Below are 19881 nucleotides of genomic sequence, written 5' to 3' on the forward strand. Positions count from 1 at the left end.
CCTACCGCCAACCCTTCATGTCCAATCAGGCACGCACCGAGGCCCTGCAGCCATGGCTAGACTTCTACAACAACCACCGGCCCCACGGCAGCCTCGGAAGCAAACCACCCATCAGCAGGTGCAACCAACCTACTGGCTGAGTACACCTAGCAGCGTCACATATGGCGGCCATTGGCTTTATTCGAGTTGATGGATAAACTACTCGAGGCCGGGAATGGGGGGCCTCAGGAAAGGGACAGTCATTGGGGGCTGTCCCTTTGCTGCGTCTGCCTCCCACCAGCGGAAATCTACCGTCGCGCGGTGTGCCGGTAGTAGGGTCAAAGGGATACCCTCCAGGAACACGGCCAGGAGCACCGCCATGAAAAAGCTCATCAACGATCCCCGGTCTGTCGTCGAAGAATCTGTCCAGGGCTTCGGCCTGGCGCACGCAGGCCTGGTCACCGTCAGCACGGACCCAACGTTCATCACCCGCAAGGACGCGCCGGTGAACCGGAAGGTCGGGCTGGTTTCCGGAGGGGGCAGTGGCCACGAGCCGCTGCACGCAGGCTTCGTGGGGCAGGGAATGCTCGACGCCGCCGTGCCGGGGGCGGTGTTCACCTCACCGACGCCGGACCAGATCCTTCCCGCAACCCTCGCTGTGAACTCAGGCGCCGGCGTCGTGCATATCGTCAAGAACTACACCGGCGACGTGCTGAACTTCGAGACGGCGGCTGAACTGGCCGAAGCGGAAGGCGTCAGTGTCCGCACCGTCCTTGTGAACGACGACGTCGCCGTCGAGGATTCCCTGTACACGGCAGGGCGCCGCGGTGTGGGCGGAACACTGCTGGTGGAGAAGATTGCCGGCGCCGCCGCCGAACGGGGCGACGACCTGGAATCCGTGGCCGGCATCGGTGAGCGCGTCAATGCGAACGTCGGCACGATGGGCGTGGCCCTTTCTGCCTGCACCGTTCCCCACGCCGGGTCACCCAGCTTTGACCTTGGCGAGGATGAGATAGAGATCGGGATCGGAATCCACGGGGAGCCGGGCCGGCACCGCATCCCTATGGAAAATGCGGACGGAATCACCGAACGCCTGCTTGAGCCGGTCCTGGGTGACCTGAAAGTCCAGCCGGGCGACAAGGTGCTGCTCTTCGTCAACGGGATGGGCGGCACTCCGCTCAGCGAGCTGTATATCGTCTACCGGCGGGCTGCGCAGATCCTGGCAGACAGGGGAGCCGTGGTGGAACGCTCACTCGTGGGGAACTACATCACAGCCCTGGAGATGCAGGGCTGCTCCATCTCCGTCCTCAGGTTGGACGATGAACTGACCGAACTGTGGGACGCGCCCGTGCACACCGCAGCGCTGCGCTGGGGCGTGTAGCCGTGGTGCTGGATGTTGTGTGGGCAGTCAAATGGCTGACGCTGTGCGCCCAGGCCATGGCCGAGCACCGCGTTGAACTGATTGAGCTTGACCGCGCAATCGGCGACTCCGACCATGGCGAGAACATGGACCGCGGCTTCCAGGCCGTGCTGGACAAGCTGGCCGAAGCCGCGCCGGAAACACCCGGTGCGGCCCTGAAGCTGACGGCGATGACCCTGATGTCCAAGGTGGGCGGCGCGGCCGGGCCCCTTTACGGTACGGCGTTCCTCCGCGCGGCCACGGCACTGGGTGACTCAGTGGAGATCGAACCGGCAGCCTGGGCCGGCGCCCTGGCCGCTGCCCGGGACGGGATCGTGGCCAGGGGCAAGGCGGAGCCCGGTGACAAGACGATGGTGGATGCCTGGACGCCCGCAGCCGAGGCTGCCCGGGCCGCGGCCGAGAACGGCGGCCCTGACGTCCTGACCGTTCTGGTGGCGGCGGCGGAGGCTGCTGAAGCCGGGGCTGTGGCCACCGATCCGCTGATGGCGCGGAAGGGCCGGGCCAGTTACCTGGGCGAGCGGAGCATCGGGCACCGGGACCCCGGGGCGGCGTCCACTGCACTGATTCTTCGGGCTGCGGTGGGGGCGGCTGCGTGACCGTAAGCATTGTGGTGGTCTCCCATAGTGAAAAGATTGCCGACGGCGCCGTGGAAGTCGCCGCCCAAATGGCGCCCGACGTCGTGATCGTCGCAGCCGGCGGCACCAGCGACGGCAGGATCGGCACCAGCCTTGAGAAGGTGCTGGCCGCCCTGGACCAGGCCGCCGGCAGCGACGGCGCCGTGATCCTCACGGACCTGGGGTCGGCGGTCATGACGGCGGAGTCCGCCCTGGAGTTCGCGGACAGCCCGGCCGGTGTGGTCCTGGCGGATGCGCCGCTGGTGGAGGGGCTGGTGGCAGCTGCCGTCGCGGCGCAGGGCGGAGCGGACCTCCAGGCGGTCCGGCGCGCTGCGGAGACAGCGGGCGGCCCGCCGCGGCGTACCGACGTTCCGCCGCAGCAGGTAGTGGAGGAGGGCTCGGTCACCGGCCAGGGTCCGGCCTGCACCGGCGAGTTCGAACTCATCAACCAGGCCGGAATGCATGCGCGGCCGGCGGCGAAGATCGCCGGCGGGCTGTCCTCGCTGGACGCCGAGGTCACCATCAACGGGGTGGACGGCACTTCCATGACATCGCTCATGACGCTGGCTGCCGGCAAGGGGTCCTTGCTGCATGTTGAAGCGTGGGGCGTGGACGCCGAACGGGCCGTGAACTACGTGGGCGGGCTGGTGCAGGCGGGCTTCGGCGAGCCGTAGGTTATTCCGCGAGTGCCGAATCGCGACATCGCGGTGTGTTCAGGGCATCTTTGGGGAAAGCTGCGAATAAGCTCGATGCCATGGAACGGCTCCACCTTGACGACAACTCCCCCGAAATTGAAGTGCTGGACGGGCAGATGTCTGTGGAGGAGCTGCTCGCCGAACTGGGCCTGGACTGGGATGCCGAAGCTGCGGCTGCCGGTGCCGCGGGGGAAGCGGGACATCCCTTTAGCCAACCTGCACTGTTCTGAATCAAGCCTTCCCGGGTCAGATCCGCTCGCTAAGGCCGGAGGCGTCCAGGGTCACTGATGCAGTGACGAACCTGCCGCACTGCTCCCCGAAGGGGTACTCACCGCGAGGCCGGAAATCAAGGGTGCGGACAGGCAGGGCCGTCCCGTCGGCGGCGGTCCCGGAAGCAGTTACCGTCATGGGCGATTCCGTCAGCGTCTCCAGCATCAGCACCCCCACTTTGGTGCCGTCCGGCGAAGCCGTTGCGGAACAGACGCCGTCCGGGGTGCAGCCCTGGTCAATTGAGGCGCTCCCGGGATGCAGCTCGACGCCGGATTCCTTGCAGGTGCCGTCCTGGCATGCCTTGAGGTGGAGAGCGCCAACCTGCGGCGCGTATTCTGCCGCGACCGTCACGGAAACAGCCGTCGCCTGCGCGATGGCCGGGCAGGGGACGGCGCCGGGGCCGGGCCCGCATCCGGAGGCGAGTCCCGCCGTCGTCATCAATGCCAAAAGCAGCCCCGGCTTGCGCATACTTCAGCGTAGGACCGGCCCGCGCAAGTGTTCCCCGGAGCGGCCAAACTGGTACCGGCATTGTTATGGCTGCAGGCCTGTCGACAGCCAAAAGGAGACCGGGCGCCGCGTCAGCCCACCGGGAAGATGCCGATGAACCAGAACAGGGCGATGGCAAAGACGGCAAAGAACGGGATGAGGCAGCCGAGCGTGGTCCGCGGGGCCGACGAAACCTGCAGCGATTCATTCGGGTCGGCGGGGTTGTAGGCCACCTCAATGAGCGAACCGGGAACGGGCTGGGCGGCAAGGGAGATCTCGGACCTGCCCATGAACAGGGTGCCACGGGTGTCGGTGAACTGGTAGGTGGGGAAGAAGCGACGGTTCCGGCTGGAGCCGCCGCCGCCGCTTGTCCAACCAGCCACGCTGCCGGTCACTGTAGCCTGCGCCTTCGGCCAGCCCGTCATGAGCTGCTCGTGGCGCCTGGTCTTCCGCGCCGCATGGATCAGTGCAAAGACGGCGGCGGCGACGAACAGCGCCCACACGATGTACAGGATGATTTTCATGGCTTCCCCCCGGCTCCGGTCACCAAGAAGTATGCCAGCTCAGGCATAATTGCACGTCAAATCCTGGTGGAGTCAGGCAGGAAGCCGGTATCCGCCGTCGTGCATTTCGGCGAGTCCGTCCGCGAGCAGCCCCGACAGGGAACGTTCCAGCTGCTCGGGGGGCGGGTTCAGCCGGTGCAGGGCTGCCAGCGGCACGCCGATTCCTTCGGGAGCAAAGCCCAGGTCGGCGGGCTCATGGGTGAACATCTCGGCCGGCACAGGGGTTTCAGCCAGGCGCAGCACGGCTATCACGGCGCCGCGGACCTGGCGGTCAGTGCCGTGCCAGGCCTGGCTTTTGGGGACGTACGACGGCGGCGGCTCACCTGCCGCGAGCCACGCACAGGAGTCCCTCACAGGGCAGGCGGAACATTTGGGCGCACGCGCGGTGCATACCAAGGCGCCCAGCTCCATGACCGCGGCGTTCCAGCGCACGGACGTGCCGTCGTCGTCCGGCAGAAGGGAGGCGGCAAGGCGCATCTCCGCTGCCGTCAGCGCCGGGGCGGGAAGCGCGACGCCGGAAACCAGACGTGCGTGGACGCGGCGGATGTTGGTGTCCACCACCGTCTCGCGGCGGCCGTAGGCGAACGCCGCCACGGCTGCGGCCGTGTAACTTCCCACGCCGGGAAGAGCCAGCAGTTCCGCGTAGGTGTCAGGGACCTTCCCTCCATGATCCTGGACGATGGCAACTGCCGCCGCGTGCAGGCGAAGGGCGCGGCGGGGATATCCCAGCCTGCCCCATGAGCGGACCGCCTCACCGGCAGGTTCACCTGCCAGGCCTGCGGGGGTGGGCCAGCGTTTGAGCCATTCCTGCCAGACCGGCAGCACGCGGACCACGGGCGTCTGCTGCAGCATGATCTCGCTGACCAGCACGCCCCACGCGGAGCATGCGGGTTCGCGCCAGGGCAGGTCCCGGGCGGTTTCGGCGAACCAGCCGGTGATCCTGCTGTGCAGCTGCTGAAGCTCCACGCCACTTCCCTGCAGTGTTGCGGGCGCGGCCGGAGGGGGAGTCTTAGTGTCGATCCCAACACTGTAATGGATGTATTCCGGGAGCCTGAAAAGCGGATGTGACCAGAGCAATGGCGGCCCGGCGGCGTGGTGGCCAGGCAGAACCGGTGCGCTTCTCTAGCCTAGGAGGATGGGCAGGCAAGGGGATTCATCAGCGCGCGGCAAAGCATCGGCATCCGGTTCCAGCAGCGTCCGGAAGGCCAGCCCTGCCGTTTACCGCCGCCGCCGGCTGTTTGCGGGCGGCGCGCTGCTGATGGTCATCGCCCTGGTGGTCAGCGGGTTCGCCCTGGCGGGAGTGTTTTCGGGGTCCGAACAGGCCTCGTCCACGGATCCCGCGGGCAGCCCTGCGGCTTCAGAGTCGCCAACCGCCACGCCTGAACCGTCCGCCTCCGCACCGCCCGCCACACCCACTCCTTCCCCCACGCCCACGTGCAACCAGAACCTGATTACGGTCTCCGCTTCCACGGACAAGGCCGCGTACGGTCCGGAGGAAAACCCCATGCTGACACTGAAGGTGACCAACGGCGGCACCATGCCGTGCCAGGTCAACATCGGCACCTCCCAGATGGAATTCCTGGTGACCAGCGGGCCGGACCGGATCTTCTCGTCGCGGGATTGCCAGGCCACCAGCGAGGACCTGGTGAAGACCATCGCACCCGGCGCGAGCGAGACGGCCAACTTCCCGTGGTCCCGGAACAGGACGGTGGAGGGCTGCCAGGCGGTGGAGTCCAAGCCCGGCACCGGCGGGGCGTACTACATCTTCACCGCGAAGCTCGGTTCGAAGGCCAGCCCCAAGGCTGTTTTCCAGCTGAACTAGTCTCCGGCTGGCTCCCGAAGGCTGCCTAGAGGAAGCGGTCCAGCAGGCTTGCCTCAGCCATGCGGCTCAGCCCTTCGCGGACTGTCCGGGCGCGTTGGTCGCCGATCCCGTCCACGGTCATGAGGTCGTCGATGGTGGCGGCCATCAGGAACTGCAGCCCCCCGAAGTGGTCCACCAGGCGGTCGGCGACGGCCTTGGGTACTGCCTTCAGGCCGGACAGGAGGCGGTAGCCGCGGGGCTGGACCACGGCATCGAGGTTGGCTTCACCGCCGGCGAAGCCAACAATCCCGGAAATTTTTCCGAGGTCGATCAGCTCGGTGGGGCCGAGGTTCACCAGCTCGCTGACGGCCTTTTCGATGTCCTCGGCGGAGGCGTCCGGGCTTGCATAGTCGCGGATGATGACGTCGCTGCCCGGCCCGCGGCCCACGGTCAGTTCGTCAAGCTGCAGCGAGAGCAGGCGGCCATCCTCGCCGAGTTCCAGGACGTACTGGGAGATCTCCTCCGAGATGCGGCGGACCATTTCCTGCCGCTGCAGTGTGACAGCGACGTCCCGTACGGTGACCATTGCTTCGATCTCGAGGGCCGAGAGTGAGCTGGTGACCTGGTCCAGGCGGGAGCGGTAGCGTTCCAGGGTTGCCAGTGCCTGGTTGGCCCGGGCCAGGACCTTTTCCGAGCCTTCCAGCACGTGGCGCAGGCCGTTCACGTACAGGGCGATGATCTGCATGGACTGGCTGACCGAGATCACGGGAACGCCGGTCTGGATGGCCACGCGTTCCGCGGTGCGGTGCCGGGTACCGGATTCCTGCGTTTCGATGCTTGAGTCCGGGACAAGCTGGACGGCGGCGCGGAGGATGTTTCCGGCGTCCTTGTCGCAGATGATGGCGCCGTCCATCTTGGCGAGTTCGCGGAGGCGGGTGGGGGAGAAGTCGATGCCGATATCGAACCCGCCGGAACAGATGGAGTCGATGGTCCGGTCCGAGCCCAGGACGATCAGCGCGCCGGTCCGCCCCCGCAGGATCCGCTCGAGGCCGTCACGGAGGGGGGTTCCGGGTGCCACCCTGCCCAGAGTTGCCCTGAGTGACTCTTCGGGGCTCCGCGCCATAGGTGTTCCCTTCAAAGGTGCGGACCGCCGCCCGCAAGAATGCCGGCTTTATTGGATGGCCGGCAGGATCTGAAAATGCTCTGTTTCCCGCAAGCTCAATGATAGGGGTAAGAAACCCCAACTTCCGCACGGGCAAGCCCCAAAGTGCCCCATTAGGGGCTGTTGCGGAAGCCGCTGGAAGCGCGTTCCGCGGCGGGTGCCCGAAAGGCACTTTGGCCTGGACCTGCTTCCGGATGGAGAACCAGGTTGGGTGCACCCGGGCGCTGGCACCCTCCCTGTTAACGCTCCTGCTCTCACCCACGGCAGTCCCGCCGTCATATACTCCAAACATGCCAAACACGCGCCTGAACCGACGCATCTCCGCCCAGCCGTCCGCCGTCGCGCAGCACGGGGACCTCCTGTGAGCGGCGGTCTCGTCGCCCTGCTGGACGACGTCGCAGCCCTGGCCCGCATCGCGGCAGCCTCGGTGGACGACGTCGCGGCCGGCGCCGCCAAGGCAGGCGCCAAGGCCGCCGGCGTGGTGATCGACGACGCCGCCGTCACACCGCAGTACGTGTCCGGGAGGGACCCGTCCCGCGAACTTCCCATGATCAAGAAGATCTTCTGGGGCTCACTGCGGAACAAGCTGCTCATCATCCTGCCGGCGCTGCTGCTGGTGAGCGCCTTCGTCCCCTGGGCCATCCCGTTCATCCTGATGCTGGGCGGCACCTACCTCTGCTACGAGGGTGCCGAAAAGGTCTGGCACAAGCTCCGCGGCCACCACACCGCCGAGGAGGACGCACCGGCGGTGGACCGCGGACCGGGCGCGGAAGCCAAGGTGGTCAAGGGCGCCATCACCACCGACTTCATCCTGTCCTGCGAAATCATGGTCATCTCGATGAACGAGGTGGCCGATGAATCCCTGTGGGTCCGCGCGCTCATCCTGGTAGTGGTGGCACTGGTCATCACGGTGCTGGTTTACGGTGCCGTTGCCCTCATCGTCAAGATGGACGACATCGGCCTCCACCTGACCACCAAGGACTCTGCCGGCTCCAAGCGTTTTGGCGAGCTGCTCGTCAAGGGGATGCCCGCCGTTCTGGCCGGGATCACGTTTGTGGGGACGATCGCCATGCTGTGGGTGGGCGGTCACATCATGCTGCAGGGTGCACACGACCTTGGCTGGCACGCCCCTTACGACCTGGTCCATGTCCTGGAGAAGCCCTTCGCCGGCATCGCCGTAGTTGGCGGCTTCCTGGCCTGGCTTGTGAACACCCTGTGCTCGGCCGTCGTCGGCCTGGCCTGGGGCCTCGTCGTCATGGCTGTTGTGCACCCCCTGCTGAAAGCGCTGCCCATTGGCAAGAAAAAGGGCGGGCACGAGGAAGGCGACATCCGCGCCGAACTCGCCGGCTACAAGCCGACAAAGCCTCACGATCCCGCCCCTTAGGTTCCGGCCGGTACGCCCAAGACCGGAATTAGGGGTGGCTTCCCAGTGACGTGACAGTCTTGGTGCCGCTGTCCCACAGCCTGGCGTCGGTGCATTCGCCCTCCAGCCTCAGGTCCAGAAGTTCCGCTGCCCTGCCGAGCAGGTGAGGCGGGACGCGGCGGGCGAGGGTGACGTGCGGTGTCCAGGCATCGGGCCGCGTGAGGGGCACGGCTCCCGCCGCCGCCTCATGCACGAGGCGGTGCAGTTCCAGAAGCTGCCGGGTCAGCACGATGGACCGGGAGAGAACGTACTTTCCCGGACCGCCGGGAAAAACGAGGACACCGGAAAACTCAACAGGAACCGGCAGCATCTGCAGAAACCCCTGGCTTTCGCCGGACAGCTGCAGGCCGGCACCCGCCGCGAGGGTGATGTGCGGGCGGTTGCTGGGGGCCGTGTGGGCAGCAAGGCTGGACACGTCCGCCCCGGCGAGCCTGGCCCAATCGGACCTGATGCGGGCGTCCGTATCGTCGTCGAACGTCAACTCGATACTGCGCATGCACCCATCATGCCGCTACAGGCCATAAACACCAGGAAGCGTCACCGGGAGCGTGTGCGCTCCCGCACCATCCGTTCCAGGTCCCTGCTGACTTTCACAAGGGACGCGGCGCGGAGCGCCTTCTGTTCAGCCAGCGTCTGCGTCCCGCGGCGCGGGGGCCTGCCGCCTGCACCGTCCACGGGTTCGCCTCCGCGCACACCGGCGCCACCGCCGGGTGCTGACAGCCCGCCCGCAAGGGGATCAAAAAAGAGGTTGCCCGAAAAAGAGATACCGTGCACGGCTGATCAGTTCCTTTCCCCGCAGGATGTGCAACTGCCGCGGAAGGCATTGCCACGCGTCATCATGCGGCCACGGTAGCGGGGACTCATTTCGCGGCTTTGAACTGCTGGTTTCGGCGGCGTTAAGCGGGACCGCTGGGATTTGCCGCCCTGCGATAAACTGGAACTTGGCTTTCCGCCAGCCCGTTTCCCGGCCCCGGGCCGCAGCGCCCCGGCGCGCAGTGCCCGAAAGGCGCCCGGGCAGTCCCACCCGCAGCGAAAGTAGCACCGTGTCCCAAGATGTCCTGACCCCCGCCCGGATCTCGGCGATTCACAAAGAGGCAGGCCGCCGTCGGACCTTTGCTGTCATTTCGCACCCTGACGCCGGCAAGTCCACGCTGACCGAGGCGCTTGCACTGCACGCCAAGGTGATCGGCACGGCCGGCGCCTCCAGCGGCAAGGCGAACCGCAAGGAGACCGTCTCGGACTGGATGCAGATGGAAAAGGACCGCGGCATCTCCATCAGCTCGGCCGCCCTGCAGTTCTCCTACCGGGACACCGTCATCAACCTGCTGGACACCCCCGGCCACGCCGACTTCTCCGAAGACACCTACCGCGTGCTCGCCGCCGTCGACTGCGCCGTGATGCTGGTGGACGCCGCCAAGGGCCTGGAAACCCAGACCATGAAGCTGTTCGAGGTCTGCAAGCAGCGCAACCTTCCCATCATCACCGTCATCAACAAGTGGGACCGCCCCGGGCTCGACGCCCTGGCCCTGATGGACGAAATCACCGAGCGCACCGGCCTGCAGCCCATGCCCCTGACCTGGGCGGTGGGCATCTCCGGCGATTTCCGCGGCGTGTGGGACCTGCGCAATGACCGCTTCGCCCGGTTCCAGCGCAACAACGCCGGCGCGCAGATCGCCATCACCGAATACTTCACCCCGGAGGAAGCGGCGGAAAGCCAGGGCAGCAACTGGTCGGACGCCGTGGACGAGGCCGGCCTGGTGATCGAATCGAACCTGGAGTTCGACGTCGAGAGCTTCCACGCCGGCAAGGCGACCCCCATCCTGTTCAGCTCCGCCGCGCTCAACTTCGGCGTCAAGGAGTTGCTGGACGCGCTGGTGGACTTTGCCCCGCCCGCAGCGCCCCGCCCCGATGTGGACGGCACGCCGAGGCCCGTCGAGTCGCCGTTCTCCGGCTTTGTCTTCAAGGTCCAGGCCGGCATGAACAAGGCCCACCGCGACCATGTGGCCTTCATCCGCGTCTGCTCCGGCGTCTTCGAGCGCGGCATGGTGGTCACCCAGACCCGCACCGGCAAGTCCTTCGCCACCAAATACGCGCAGCAGGTGTTCGGCCGGGAACGCGAAGTGATCGACGAGGCCTACCCCGGCGACGTGGTGGGCCTGGTCAACGCCTCCTCCCTGCGCGTGGGCGACAGCCTGTTCCTGGAGGAACCGGTGGAGTATCCCGCCATCCCGTTGTTCGCTCCCGAGCATTTCCAGGTTGCGCGCTCCAAGGACCCCAGCAAGTTCAAGCAGTTCCGCCGCGGCATCGAACAGCTCGAGCACGAGGGCGTCATCCAGGTGCTCCGCTCCGACGTCCGCGGAGACCAGGCCCCGGTGCTCGCCGCCGTCGGCCCCATGCAGTTCGAAGTGGTGGAGGACCGCATGGCCCACGACTTCAGCGCCCCCATGCGCCTGGAGCGCCTGCCGTACTCACTGGCCAGGATTTCGACGGCGGATGCCATGCCGGCGCTGGCAAACGTGCCGGGCGCCGAGGTGCTGTTGCGGTCAGACGGCGAATACCTCGCACTGTTCAACGACGTCTGGGCACTGCGGCGGATCGAAAAGAACCACCCGGACCTCACCCTGGTGCCCATCGGCACCCACAACCCCGCGAAGTAGGGCGACATGACAGCATCACAACCACGCGCGCTGGTCACCGGTGCCGGGACCATCAACCCGCTCGGATCGTCGGTGGCCGAAACCTGGACGGCCCTCCTGGCCGGGCAGTCCGGCATCGCCGCCCTGAAGGAGGAGTGGGCTGAGCAGCTGCCCGTCAAGATCGCCGGCCAGGCGCCCGCAGATCTTTCGGAGCACCTGAGCACCCGCGAGATCAAGCGGATGGACCGCTGCGGCCAGCTCGCGCTCATTGCCGCGCGGGAAGCGTGGAAGCAGGCCGGTGCTCCTGAGGTGGACCCGGAACGCTTCGCCGTGGTGATCGGCTCCGCGTACGGCGGCCTTGGCTCCACCCTGGAACAGGACCGCACCCTCGCGGAATCCGGGCCGCGCAAGGTGTCTCCCCATACCCTGACCCGGCTCATGGTCAACGGCCCCGCGGCCTGGGTATCGATCGACCTCGGCGCCCGCGGCGGCGCCCGCACGCCCGTCAGCGCCTGCGCGTCCGGGGCCGAGGCGATTGTCCAGGCAGCCGAGATGATCCGCTCCGGTGCTGCCGACGTCGTCATTGCAGGCGGTGTGGACGCATCCGTCAACGACCTGGTGATCACCGGTTTCTCCCAGATCCGCGCACTGTCCACCCGCTCCGACGATCCACAGCGGGCCTCGCGCCCGTTCGACGGCGGCCGGGACGGCTTTGTTCTCGCGGAAGGCGCCGGCGTGGTGGTGCTGGAAAGCGAAGAGCACGCCCGCGCCCGCGGCGCTTTGGTGCTGGGAGCCGTAGCCGGCGGCGCGGTAACCTCCGACGCGAACGACATCGTGGCGGCAGACCCCGCCATGCAGCGGCGCGTGATGCAGAAGGCCCTGGAATCGGCCGGTATGCAGCCCGCGGACATCGGCTTCGTCCACGCCCACGCCACCTCCACCCCGGTGGGGGACCGGCTCGAAGGCCAGGCCATCAACGCGATCTTCGGCGCGGACGTGCCCGTCACCTCCACCAAGGGACACACCGGCCACCTGCTGGGCGGGGCCGGCGCGCTGGCCGCCGTCGTTGTGCTTGAAGCCCTGCGCACCGGCCAGCTTCCGGGCACCCTGAACGTTGAGGCGCAGGACCCCGAAGTGGACCTGAACGTCATCACCGAGGAAGCGCACGCCCTGCCGGCGGGAAACCCCCGGGCCGGCCTGGTGAACGCCTTTGGTTTCGGCGGGCACAGTGTCGCCTTGGTGATCACCGGGGAGTAGCCACAGCAAGGCGGGGTCACTACGGGCCCAATCCGAGGTGCGGATTGGGCCGAAAGTGACCCCGCGTTGCTTTAACCAGAATGCGGTAAAAAGATTGTTGAACAATCCTGGTTCTTGAGGCATGATGGATGAAGAATCCAACCTGAGACGAGGGTCACATGCCTTTCATCGATCTGAACAGCGACGTCGGGGAATCCTTCGGCAACTGGACCATGGGCGACGATGCCGCCGTCTTCCGCCACGTGACCAGCGCCAACGTGGCCTGCGGCTTCCACGCGGGCGATCCTTCCACCATTGCCCGCACCTGCCGGGATGCTGTCGCCGCCGGCGTTACCATCGGCGCGCACGTGGGCTACCGTGACCTTGCCGGCTTCGGCCGCCGGTTCCTCGACTGCTCCGCCACCGAGCTTGCCGATGATGTCCTGTACCAGCTCGGCGCGCTGCAGGCCCTTGCCCGCGCAGCCGGCGCCGAGGTCAAGTACGTCAAACCCCACGGCGCCCTCTACAACACCATCGTGCACCACGAGGTCCACGCCCAGGCCGTGGTGGACGCCGTTCATGCGTTCAACCCGGACCTGCCACTGCTGCTCCTGCCGGGAGCCGTGGCCGGAAAGAAGGCAGAGGCGCGGGGTCTCACTTCGCTCTCCGAAGCCTTCGCGGACCGCGCCTACAACCCCGACGGAACCCTCGTCTCCCGCCGGGAGGAAGGTGCCGTACTGCACGACCACAACGCCATCACCGGCAACATGGTCCGGCTCGCCACCGAGGGAACCATTATTGCCCGCGACGGGTCCGTGCTGCAGGTCCAGGCGGACAGCATCTGCGTCCACGGCGACACCCCGGGGGCGGTTGCCATGGCCGGAGCCGTGCGGACCGGACTTGAGGACGCAGGCGTCACTGTGCGGAGCTTTGTATGAGCATCACCGGCCTCCGCTGGGCAGGCCCCCGTGCAGTCCTCGTGGAACTGACCGACCTCGCATCGGTGCTCGCCCTGCACCACCGGCTGGAGGCCGAACCCCTGCCCGGCCAGCTCGATGCCATCGCGGGCGCAGCCACCGTGCTGGTCAAGTTTGCTTCCCGGTTCCACACCGGCGCTGCCCGCGAACTGCTTCCGAACCTTGACCTCACGGCCCGCCACCACGGGACCGGCAACGAGGTCACCATCGAAGTGGTGTACGACGGCGAAGACCTCGCCGAAGTGGGCCGGCTTACCGGACTGGGTGCCGACGGCGTGATTGCCGCCCACACCGGGCAGGCATGGACCGGGGCGTTCGGCGGCTTTGCCCCCGGCTTCACCTACCTGATGGGCGAGAACGACTCGCTGAACGTGCCCCGCCGCAGCTCGCCCCGCACCGCCGTGCCCGCCGGCTCCGTGGCGCTTGGCGGCGCATTCTCCGCCGTCTACCCGCGTCAGTCCCCGGGCGGCTGGCAGCTCCTCGGCCACACGAGCGCGGTGATGTGGGACCTGGGCAGGGAGTCCCCGGCACTGGTCCGCCCGGGCGATACCGTCCGCTACGTCGCGGTGCGGGAAGCAGTGGCAGCCCCCTCAGCTAAAGAGGCCAAGCCGGCTGCTCCAGAAAACACGGAATCCTGCTCCGGGCTCACCGTCCAGGCCCCGGGGCTGCAGTCCCTGGTCCAGGACCTGGGGCGGCCCGGTTTCGGGGACCTCGGTGTCTCCGTGTCCGGCGCCGCCGACCAGCGCTCCGTCCGCCAGGCCAACCGCCTGGCAGGCAACGAACCCGATGCCGCCGTCCTCGAAAACCTCCTCGGCGGCCTCACCGTGCAGGCAAATGGCGACCAGGTGCTGGCTGTTGCCGGTGCTCCGGCGGTCCTTGAAATCCGCGACGAATCCCGGACGCTCCTGCGGCACCCGGCCATGCATACACCCTTTGCCCTGCTCGACGGCGAGACGCTCACCATCGGTCCGCCCAGCGCCGGCGTGCGGAGCTACCTGGCCGTGCGCGGCGGGTTCGATGTTCCCCCGGTCCTGGGCAGCCGTTCCAGTGATTCGATGTCCGGCATCGGACCGGCCCCGTTGGCGGCGGGGACTTTCCTGCCCGTTGCCCCGGTTACGGGAGTCTGGCCGGTGGGAATACCGGAGGACGGCATGCTGGAAGACGGGTCATCGACCACCACCCTGCGCGTGACACTCGGCCCCCGTGACGACTGGTTCGACGCCGAAGCCATCGGTCTCTTCACTGGCCAGCAGTGGCTGGTCACCGAGCAGTCCAACCGCATCGGTGTCCGGCTCGCCCCGCCGGAGGAGGGCCGCGCCCTGGCACGCGCCCGGGACGGCGAAATGCCCAGTGAAGGAACGGTGGCCGGGGCGCTGCAGATGCCGCCCAACGGACACCCGGTCCTGTTCCTGGCCGACCACCCGGTGACCGGCGGATACCCGGTGATTGCCGTCGTCGTGCCCGAAGACCTGCCCCTTGCTGCCCAGTTGCCGCCCGGGCACCACGTGGAGTTCACCATCGTGGACCCCCGCACCCTGGACCCTGTTGACCGGGAAGTTGTTGACCAGGCAGCAGCCCGCCAGGAAACCCCCCGTGAATCAGCCGTAGGCGCCACCGCGTTTGAAGGAAGCCAGCCATGAAAAAAGTCCTGATTGCCAACCGCGGCGAAATTGCAGTGCGGATTGCCCGGGCGTGCTCGGACTCCGGGCTCGGGTCCGTCGCCGTCTACTCCGACCCGGACGCCGACAGCCTGCACGTGCGGCTCGCTGACGAGGCGTACGCTCTGGGCGGCACCGCCAGCGCCGAAACGTACCTGGACATCGCCAAGCTCCTGGACGCCGCCAAGCGCTCAGGTGCGGACGCCATCCACCCCGGCTACGGGTTCCTCTCCGAGAATGCGGACTTTGCCGAAGCCGTCATCAATGCTGGCCTGGCGTGGGTGGGTCCGTCGCCCGATTCGATCCGTGCCCTGGGCAACAAGGTGACCGCCCGGGAGATCGCCGTCCGGGCCGGCGCGCCGCTTGTGCCCGGCAGCGACGGACCCGTAGCCAATGCCGAGGAAGTGCTGGCCTTCGCCCGGGAATACGGCCTGCCGGTGGCCATCAAGGCCGCGTTCGGCGGCGGCGGCCGGGGACTGAAGGTGGCCCGGCGGATGGAGGACGTGGAAGACGCGTTCGAATCCGCGGTCCGCGAATCCACTGTGGCGTTCGGCCGCGGCGAGTGCTTTGTGGAGCGGTTCCTGGACCAGCCCCGGCACGTCGAAGCGCAGGTCCTGGCCGATACCCACGGCAACGTGGTGGTCCTGGGAACCCGCGACTGCTCGCTGCAGCGCCGCAACCAGAAGCTCGTGGAGGAAGCCCCGGCACCGTTCCTCACAGTGGAGCAGCGCTCGCTGATCCACGAATCCGCCAAGGCGATCTGCCGGGAAGCGGACTACCACGGCGCCGGGACCGTCGAGTTCCTGGTGGGCAAGGACGGGATCATCTCCTTCCTTGAGGTGAACACCCGCCTGCAGGTGGAGCATCCCGTCACCGAAGAAACGTCCGGCGTGGACCTGGTCCGCGAGCAGTTCCGCATCGCCGCCGGCGGCGTCCTTGGCATCACGTCCGACCCCGAGCCCCGCGGCCATGCCATCGAATTCCGGCTCAATGCCGAGGACCCGGCCCGCGGCTTCCTCCCCGGCCCGGGCACCATTGAGGCCTTTGAACCGCCCACCGGCGCCGGCATCCGCGTCGACTCCGGCGTCCGGTCCGGCTCCGTGGTCCCGGGTGAATACGATTCCCTGCTCGCCAAGCTCATCGTCCACGGCGAGGACCGGCCGCAGGCGCTCCGCCGCGCCGCCGCCGCGCTCGAGGAGATGCGCATCGTGGGGCTGCCCACCGTCCTGCCGTTCCACCGTGCCGTGGTCCGCCATCCCGCTTTCACGGCCGAGGAAGGACTGGGCGTGCACACCACCTGGATCGAGAATGAATTCGCGGAGCAGTTGGCGGCCTCTCCGGAGATAGCCCGCACCCAGCCCGGTGCCGCCCGCAGGACCTTCACGGTGGAGCTGGACGGCAAGGCCGTGCAGCTCGGGTTGCCGGCGAAGCTGTACGAAGCCCTGCTCAGCGGAGGCGGCGGCGCAGGCCACTCCTCTGCGGCGGCCGAGGAAGAGGACGACGCCGAACTCGCCTCACCGATGTCAGGTTCCCTGGTGAAATGGGTGGCCGAGGATGGCGAACACGTTGAGGCCGGCCAGCCGGTGGCCGTGCTGGAGGCGATGAAGATGGAAACCGTGGTGCCCGCCCACCGCAGCGGCACCCTGGCGCGGGGCCCGCAGGAGCCCGGCAACGTCGTCGGCCGCGGTGACGTCCTTTGCCGGATCGCATAGCGGCCGCCTGAACTGGGGAAGGCCAATCTTTCGATAGATTGGAACGATGCCCATGAACGCAGCACTCCAGGGGATCGCCGACGGCGCCCAGGCAGCCCACGCCCACACGGGGGCGTGGGTGGCCAGCGTGCTCCGCTCGCGCATTTCGGCCGGTGAGCTTCCGCCGGGGACCAAACTCTCGGAGCAGAAGCTCTCTGAAGCCCTCGGCGTTTCCCGGAATACTCTGCGCGAGGCCTTTACGGTCCTGGCCGGGGAGTCGATGGTGCAGCGGATTCCCAACCGGGGCGTCTATGTTGCCGCTCCCGGAGCTGAGGATGTGCGGGAGATCTACCGGGTTCGCCGGCTGATCGAGCCGGCCGCCGTCCAATGGGGCGAGATGCCGCCCGGGGCGCTGGAACACCTGGAGGCCATTGTTGCCAGGGCGCAGGCGGCCAAGGCTGCCAACTCGGTGCCCGAGATGGCCGACGCCAACCAGGAGCTGCACAAGGCCCTGGTGGCCCTGTCCGGCAGCGCATCACTGTCCGAGCTGATGGAAAAGGTGCTCGCGGAAATGCGCCTGGTCTTCCATGCGATGGCCACCACGCCTGACTTCCACAGCCACTACGTGGACCGGAACGTCGCCCTGGTGCAGCAAATCCGTGCCGGCCAGCGCGAAGAGGCAGCCGCCGAGCTCCGGCGCTACCTGGACACCGCTGAGCATGAGCTGCTGGTCCATATCGGCGCTGTTCCGGCCGGGCCGGCCGCCGTGGACCCTGCCTAAGCTGCCTGACTTCTGCAGCAGTGCCTAGGGCACGAGGTAGGAGCTGTCCCGGGCGTCCGTAATCAGCATGTGCCCCGGCGCGTGCCCGATGGCCAGTGCCGGCCGGGATTCCATCACCATTGCCTGCGGGGTCACCCCGCATGCCCAGAACACCGGAATGTGCCCCTCCGGAATCCGGACGGGATCGCCGAAGTCGGGACGGGACAGGTCCGCAATGCCAATCTCGGACGGATTGCCCACGTGGACCGGGGCGCCATGGACGGCGGGGTAGCGCGACGTGATGCGGACGGCGTCGGCCACCTGCGAGGCCGGAACAGGCCGCATGGACACTACCAGCGGCCCGGCCAGGGCGCCGGCCGGTTCGCAGCGGACGGAGGTCCGGTACATCGGGACGTTGACGCCCTGGTCGATGTGGGCGATGCGGATGCCGCCCTCCTGCAGCGCGGCCTCGAACGTGAAGCTGCAGCCCACGATGAAGGTGACCAGGTCATCCCGCCAGTACTCCGTGATGTCCGTTGGCTCGTCCACCTTCACGCCGTTTTCGTAGACGGCGTACTTCGGCACGTCAGTCCGGATGTCACCGCCGGCGAGCAGCGCACTGCTCGTCTCGCCGGCATCGAGCACCCCCAGGACGGGGCACGGCTTGGGGTTCCGCTGCGCGAACAGCAGCACGTCGAAGGCCTGCGCCTTCGGAACGATCATCAGGTTGGCCTGCGTGTAGCCTGCACTCCACCCTGACGTGGGCGTCACCAGGCCAGCCCGGAAGAGGGCCCGCGCCTGGGCGGGGGACAACGCGGCCGGGTTCTCCGGACGCACGACGGCGGCGGGCGGGTTTGCGGGGATGGTCATGGCGGGCTCCTGCCGGGCACAAAGGGGGTTCAGTGACTGCAGTCACAGGGTCTTTTGCCAGCTTAACGACCGAAGGGCGGGCCGCGCAAGAGATTGTTGAACAATTCTTGCGCGGCCCGCCCTGAGGTCCTTGTTGCGGAGGTTCGTCAGCCGTGGCGATCAATACCCCAGTGGCGCCTGGCGCCGCCGTCGTGCAGTCCCCTTATGCGCGGCTGCCGACCGGCTCCTGCGCGGCGGCTTCCTCAACCTGCCCGGGAGCGCCATCGGTTCGGCGCTCTTTCAGGAAGTACACCAGCCCGGCAGCGATGGTGGAGGCGGCGGCCAGCGCGAACAGGCCGGGGATAACGCTGCCGGTCTGCTCCTTGATGATGCCGAAGCCGAAGGGGGCCACAAAGCCGCCCAGGTTTCCCAGCGAATTGATGATGGCGATGGCCGGGGCGAGGATCATCGGGTGCAGGCCGGACTGCGGGATGGTCCAGAACAGTGGCGAGGCGCTCTTGAAACCCATGGCCGCGATGGCCAGGAAGACCAGGGCCATGACCGGAGATGCGATGGCGGCGGCGAACGTGCCGACGGCTGCCACCAGCAGGGCAACCACCAGCAGCGGGCGCTTGGACTTGGCCTTGTCCTGCAGTTTAGCGGCGAAGTACATGGCGAAGACGGCGCAGACCCACGGGATGGAGGACAGGAACCCCACGGTCAGGTCCGTGGTGCCGGGGATCTGCTTGATGATGCTGGGGAGCCAGAACGTGTTGGCGTAGATGGACAGCTGCACCGAGAAGTAGATGCCGCACAGCAGCAGGATCTGCGGGTTGAGCAGCATCTTCCAGCGGTTGATCTTGGCGCCGCCGGCCGTGGTGTGCTGTGCGTCCTCATCCCTGATGGCCTGGGACAGGGCGTCCTTCTCGGCGGGGGAGAGCCACTTGGCGTCCTTGATGCGGGCGTCCAGGACAAAGAACACGGCCATGCCCACCACCACGGAGAGGGCGCCTTCGAAGCCGAAGAGCCACTGCCAGCCGCGCAGCCCCAGCGCGCCGTGGAGGCTGAGCAGCATGCCGGCGATGGGGCCGGAAATTGCCGCGGCGATGGAGGAGCCCGCGATGAAGATCGCGGTGGCCTTGCCGCGCTGGCCCGCCGGAACCCAGCGGGCAAAGTAGAAGATGACGGCGGGGAAGAAGCCCGCCTCCGCGGCACCCAGCAGGAAGCGCAGGACGTAGAACATGGTTTCGTTCTGCACGAACGCCATCAGGAACGAGACGATGCCCCAGCTGATCATGATGCGGGTCAGCCAGACCTTGGCGCCGTACTTTTCCATCATCACGTTGCTGGGGAGTTCAAAGATGGCATAGGCGATGAAGAACAGGCCAGCGCCGAACCCGTAGGCGGCGGCGCCGATGCCCACATCCGCCTGGAGGTGGTCCTGGGCATAGCCGATGTTGGACCGGTTCAGCTGGTTGCAGACCAGCATGACCAGCATGATGGGCAGAACGCGTTTGAAGAACTTCTTCGTGGCTGTCGCCACGTCCGAGACAGCATTGTCTGCAGACTTCATTGAATGTATTTCCTTTGGATAGATAACGCAGGCCGGCTGCGGGGCCCAATGCGGGGGCACAGGAAAGTAGTGGGGCACGCCACAGCGG

The 19881-nt window shown here is 67.5% G+C and carries 21 protein-coding genes; 13 read left to right on the forward strand and 8 right to left on the reverse strand.

Annotated elements, in window-relative coordinates; genetic code table 11:
• From DXK94_RS04070 to DXK94_RS21355, 5 genes are all read left to right on the forward strand, one after another.
• On the forward strand, positions 1 to 140 hold a 140-nt coding region (locus DXK94_RS04070), incomplete at its 5' end, for an integrase core domain-containing protein (protein WP_147294354.1).
• A gap of 218 nt (positions 141 to 358) precedes the next feature.
• Positions 359 to 1360 carry a dihydroxyacetone kinase subunit DhaK gene (dhaK, locus tag DXK94_RS04075; protein WP_115523967.1) on the forward strand — a complete coding sequence of 334 codons (1002 nt, stop codon included), beginning with the start codon at positions 359 to 361 and terminating at the stop codon, positions 1358 to 1360.
• A gap of 2 nt (positions 1361 to 1362) precedes the next feature.
• The gene (dhaL, locus tag DXK94_RS04080; RefSeq protein WP_115524106.1) at positions 1363 to 1995 is read left to right on the forward strand and encodes a dihydroxyacetone kinase subunit DhaL; all 633 of its coding nucleotides are present in this window, start codon (positions 1363 to 1365) and stop codon (positions 1993 to 1995) included.
• Complete coding sequence (gene dhaM, locus DXK94_RS04085) at positions 1992 to 2687, forward strand: dihydroxyacetone kinase phosphoryl donor subunit DhaM (protein ID WP_115523968.1); 696 nt, start codon at positions 1992 to 1994, stop codon at positions 2685 to 2687. The genes dhaL and dhaM overlap by 4 nt, the downstream gene beginning before the upstream one ends.
• Before the next feature lie 80 nt (positions 2688 to 2767).
• Complete coding sequence (locus tag DXK94_RS21355) at positions 2768 to 2938, forward strand: hypothetical protein (protein ID WP_176156831.1); 171 nt, start codon at positions 2768 to 2770, stop codon at positions 2936 to 2938.
• 16 nt (positions 2939 to 2954) lie between these two features.
• On the opposite strand, the gene DXK94_RS04090 is transcribed toward DXK94_RS21355, so the two are convergent.
• The 3 genes from DXK94_RS04090 to DXK94_RS04100 form a co-directional block, all read right to left on the reverse strand.
• Complete coding sequence (locus DXK94_RS04090; RefSeq protein WP_079596839.1) at positions 2955 to 3446, reverse strand: hypothetical protein; 492 nt, start codon at positions 3444 to 3446, stop codon at positions 2955 to 2957.
• 110 nt (positions 3447 to 3556) lie between these two features.
• The gene (locus DXK94_RS04095) at positions 3557 to 3988 is read right to left on the reverse strand and encodes a DUF3592 domain-containing protein (RefSeq protein WP_115523969.1); all 432 of its coding nucleotides are present in this window, start codon (positions 3986 to 3988) and stop codon (positions 3557 to 3559) included.
• Between the two features lie 72 nt (positions 3989 to 4060).
• Positions 4061 to 4879, reverse strand: a complete 819-nt coding sequence (locus tag DXK94_RS04100; protein ID WP_258868437.1) for an A/G-specific adenine glycosylase — start codon at positions 4877 to 4879, stop codon at positions 4061 to 4063.
• A 283-nt stretch (positions 4880 to 5162) separates the two neighbouring features.
• Here DXK94_RS04100 and DXK94_RS04105 point away from each other — a divergent pair, with 283 nt between their 5' ends.
• The gene (locus DXK94_RS04105; protein ID WP_115523970.1) at positions 5163 to 5849 is read left to right on the forward strand and encodes a hypothetical protein; all 687 of its coding nucleotides are present in this window, start codon (positions 5163 to 5165) and stop codon (positions 5847 to 5849) included.
• A gap of 25 nt (positions 5850 to 5874) precedes the next feature.
• Here DXK94_RS04105 and disA read toward each other — a convergent pair whose 3' ends face one another.
• Positions 5875 to 6951: a DNA integrity scanning diadenylate cyclase DisA gene (gene disA / locus DXK94_RS04110; RefSeq protein ID WP_079596836.1), complete on the reverse strand. Its 1077-nt coding sequence runs from the start codon at positions 6949 to 6951 to the stop codon at positions 5875 to 5877.
• Positions 6952 to 7351: 400 nt separating this feature from the next.
• On the opposite strand from disA, the gene DXK94_RS04115 reads away from it, so the two are divergent.
• Entirely contained in the window at positions 7352 to 8374 is a 1023-nt protein-coding gene (locus tag DXK94_RS04115) for a DUF808 domain-containing protein (protein ID WP_115523971.1), read from the forward strand.
• 28 nt (positions 8375 to 8402) lie between these two features.
• On the opposite strand, the gene DXK94_RS04120 is transcribed toward DXK94_RS04115, so the two are convergent.
• Complete coding sequence (locus tag DXK94_RS04120; RefSeq protein WP_115523972.1) at positions 8403 to 8909, reverse strand: 2'-5' RNA ligase family protein; 507 nt, start codon at positions 8907 to 8909, stop codon at positions 8403 to 8405.
• A 41-nt stretch (positions 8910 to 8950) separates the two neighbouring features.
• Entirely contained in the window at positions 8951 to 9187 is a 237-nt protein-coding gene (locus DXK94_RS04125) for a hypothetical protein (RefSeq protein WP_115523973.1), read from the reverse strand.
• 269 nt (positions 9188 to 9456) lie between these two features.
• On the opposite strand from DXK94_RS04125, the gene DXK94_RS04130 reads away from it, so the two are divergent.
• From DXK94_RS04130 to DXK94_RS04155, 6 genes are all read left to right on the forward strand, one after another.
• Complete coding sequence (locus DXK94_RS04130; RefSeq protein ID WP_079596832.1) at positions 9457 to 11070, forward strand: peptide chain release factor 3; 1614 nt, start codon at positions 9457 to 9459, stop codon at positions 11068 to 11070.
• Positions 11071 to 11076: 6 nt separating this feature from the next.
• The gene (locus tag DXK94_RS04135; RefSeq protein WP_115523974.1) at positions 11077 to 12306 is read left to right on the forward strand and encodes a beta-ketoacyl synthase; all 1230 of its coding nucleotides are present in this window, start codon (positions 11077 to 11079) and stop codon (positions 12304 to 12306) included.
• Positions 12307 to 12464: 158 nt separating this feature from the next.
• Positions 12465 to 13223, forward strand: coding sequence for a LamB/YcsF family protein (locus tag DXK94_RS04140; protein ID WP_115523975.1), 759 nt, complete (start codon positions 12465 to 12467; stop codon positions 13221 to 13223).
• Positions 13220 to 14902 (forward strand): 5-oxoprolinase/urea amidolyase family protein, encoded by a 1683-nt coding sequence (locus tag DXK94_RS04145; RefSeq protein WP_115523976.1) that lies wholly within the window; start codon positions 13220 to 13222, stop codon positions 14900 to 14902. The genes DXK94_RS04140 and DXK94_RS04145 overlap by 4 nt, the downstream gene beginning before the upstream one ends.
• A complete protein-coding gene (locus DXK94_RS04150; RefSeq protein WP_115523977.1) occupies positions 14899 to 16632 on the forward strand; it encodes a biotin carboxylase N-terminal domain-containing protein in 1734 nt (577 codons plus the stop codon). Before DXK94_RS04145 ends, DXK94_RS04150 begins: the two co-directional genes overlap by 4 nt.
• Before the next feature lie 46 nt (positions 16633 to 16678).
• Positions 16679 to 17392: a GntR family transcriptional regulator gene (locus DXK94_RS04155; protein WP_079596827.1), complete on the forward strand. Its 714-nt coding sequence runs from the start codon at positions 16679 to 16681 to the stop codon at positions 17390 to 17392.
• Positions 17393 to 17416: 24 nt separating this feature from the next.
• Here DXK94_RS04155 and DXK94_RS04160 read toward each other — a convergent pair whose 3' ends face one another.
• Both DXK94_RS04160 and DXK94_RS04165 read right to left on the reverse strand, forming a co-directional pair.
• The gene (locus tag DXK94_RS04160; protein WP_079596826.1) at positions 17417 to 18241 is read right to left on the reverse strand and encodes a putative hydro-lyase; all 825 of its coding nucleotides are present in this window, start codon (positions 18239 to 18241) and stop codon (positions 17417 to 17419) included.
• A 202-nt stretch (positions 18242 to 18443) separates the two neighbouring features.
• Positions 18444 to 19793 carry an MFS transporter gene (locus tag DXK94_RS04165; RefSeq protein WP_115523978.1) on the reverse strand — a complete coding sequence of 450 codons (1350 nt, stop codon included), beginning with the start codon at positions 19791 to 19793 and terminating at the stop codon, positions 18444 to 18446.
• Positions 19794 to 19881: the final 88 nt, after the last annotated feature.

Source organism: Arthrobacter sp. RT-1 (assembly GCF_003367205.1).
GTDB lineage: Bacteria > Actinomycetota > Actinomycetes > Actinomycetales > Micrococcaceae > Arthrobacter.

Coding starts and splice junctions, on each gene's coding strand:
- dhaK (WP_115523967.1), top strand. CDS start 359: ATGAAAAAGCTCATCAACGATCCCCGGTCTGTCGTCGAAGAATCTGTC.
- DXK94_RS21355 (WP_176156831.1), top strand. CDS start 2,768: ATGGAACGGCTCCACCTTGACGACAACTCCCCCGAAATTGAAGTGCTG.
- DXK94_RS04090 (WP_079596839.1), bottom strand. CDS start 3,446: ATGCGCAAGCCGGGGCTGCTTTTGGCATTGATGACGACGGCGGGACTC.
- DXK94_RS04095 (WP_115523969.1), bottom strand. CDS start 3,988: ATGAAAATCATCCTGTACATCGTGTGGGCGCTGTTCGTCGCCGCCGCC.
- DXK94_RS04100 (WP_258868437.1), bottom strand. CDS start 4,879: ATGCTGCAGCAGACGCCCGTGGTCCGCGTGCTGCCGGTCTGGCAGGAA.
- DXK94_RS04105 (WP_115523970.1), top strand. CDS start 5,163: ATGGGCAGGCAAGGGGATTCATCAGCGCGCGGCAAAGCATCGGCATCC.
- disA (WP_079596836.1), bottom strand. CDS start 6,951: ATGGCGCGGAGCCCCGAAGAGTCACTCAGGGCAACTCTGGGCAGGGTG.
- DXK94_RS04120 (WP_115523972.1), bottom strand. CDS start 8,909: ATGCGCAGTATCGAGTTGACGTTCGACGACGATACGGACGCCCGCATC.
- DXK94_RS04135 (WP_115523974.1), top strand. CDS start 11,077: ATGACAGCATCACAACCACGCGCGCTGGTCACCGGTGCCGGGACCATC.
- DXK94_RS04140 (WP_115523975.1), top strand. CDS start 12,465: ATGCCTTTCATCGATCTGAACAGCGACGTCGGGGAATCCTTCGGCAAC.
- DXK94_RS04145 (WP_115523976.1), top strand. CDS start 13,220: ATGAGCATCACCGGCCTCCGCTGGGCAGGCCCCCGTGCAGTCCTCGTG.
- DXK94_RS04150 (WP_115523977.1), top strand. CDS start 14,899: ATGAAAAAAGTCCTGATTGCCAACCGCGGCGAAATTGCAGTGCGGATT.
- DXK94_RS04155 (WP_079596827.1), top strand. CDS start 16,679: ATGCCCATGAACGCAGCACTCCAGGGGATCGCCGACGGCGCCCAGGCA.
- DXK94_RS04160 (WP_079596826.1), bottom strand. CDS start 18,241: ATGACCATCCCCGCAAACCCGCCCGCCGCCGTCGTGCGTCCGGAGAAC.
- DXK94_RS04165 (WP_115523978.1), bottom strand. CDS start 19,793: ATGAAGTCTGCAGACAATGCTGTCTCGGACGTGGCGACAGCCACGAAG.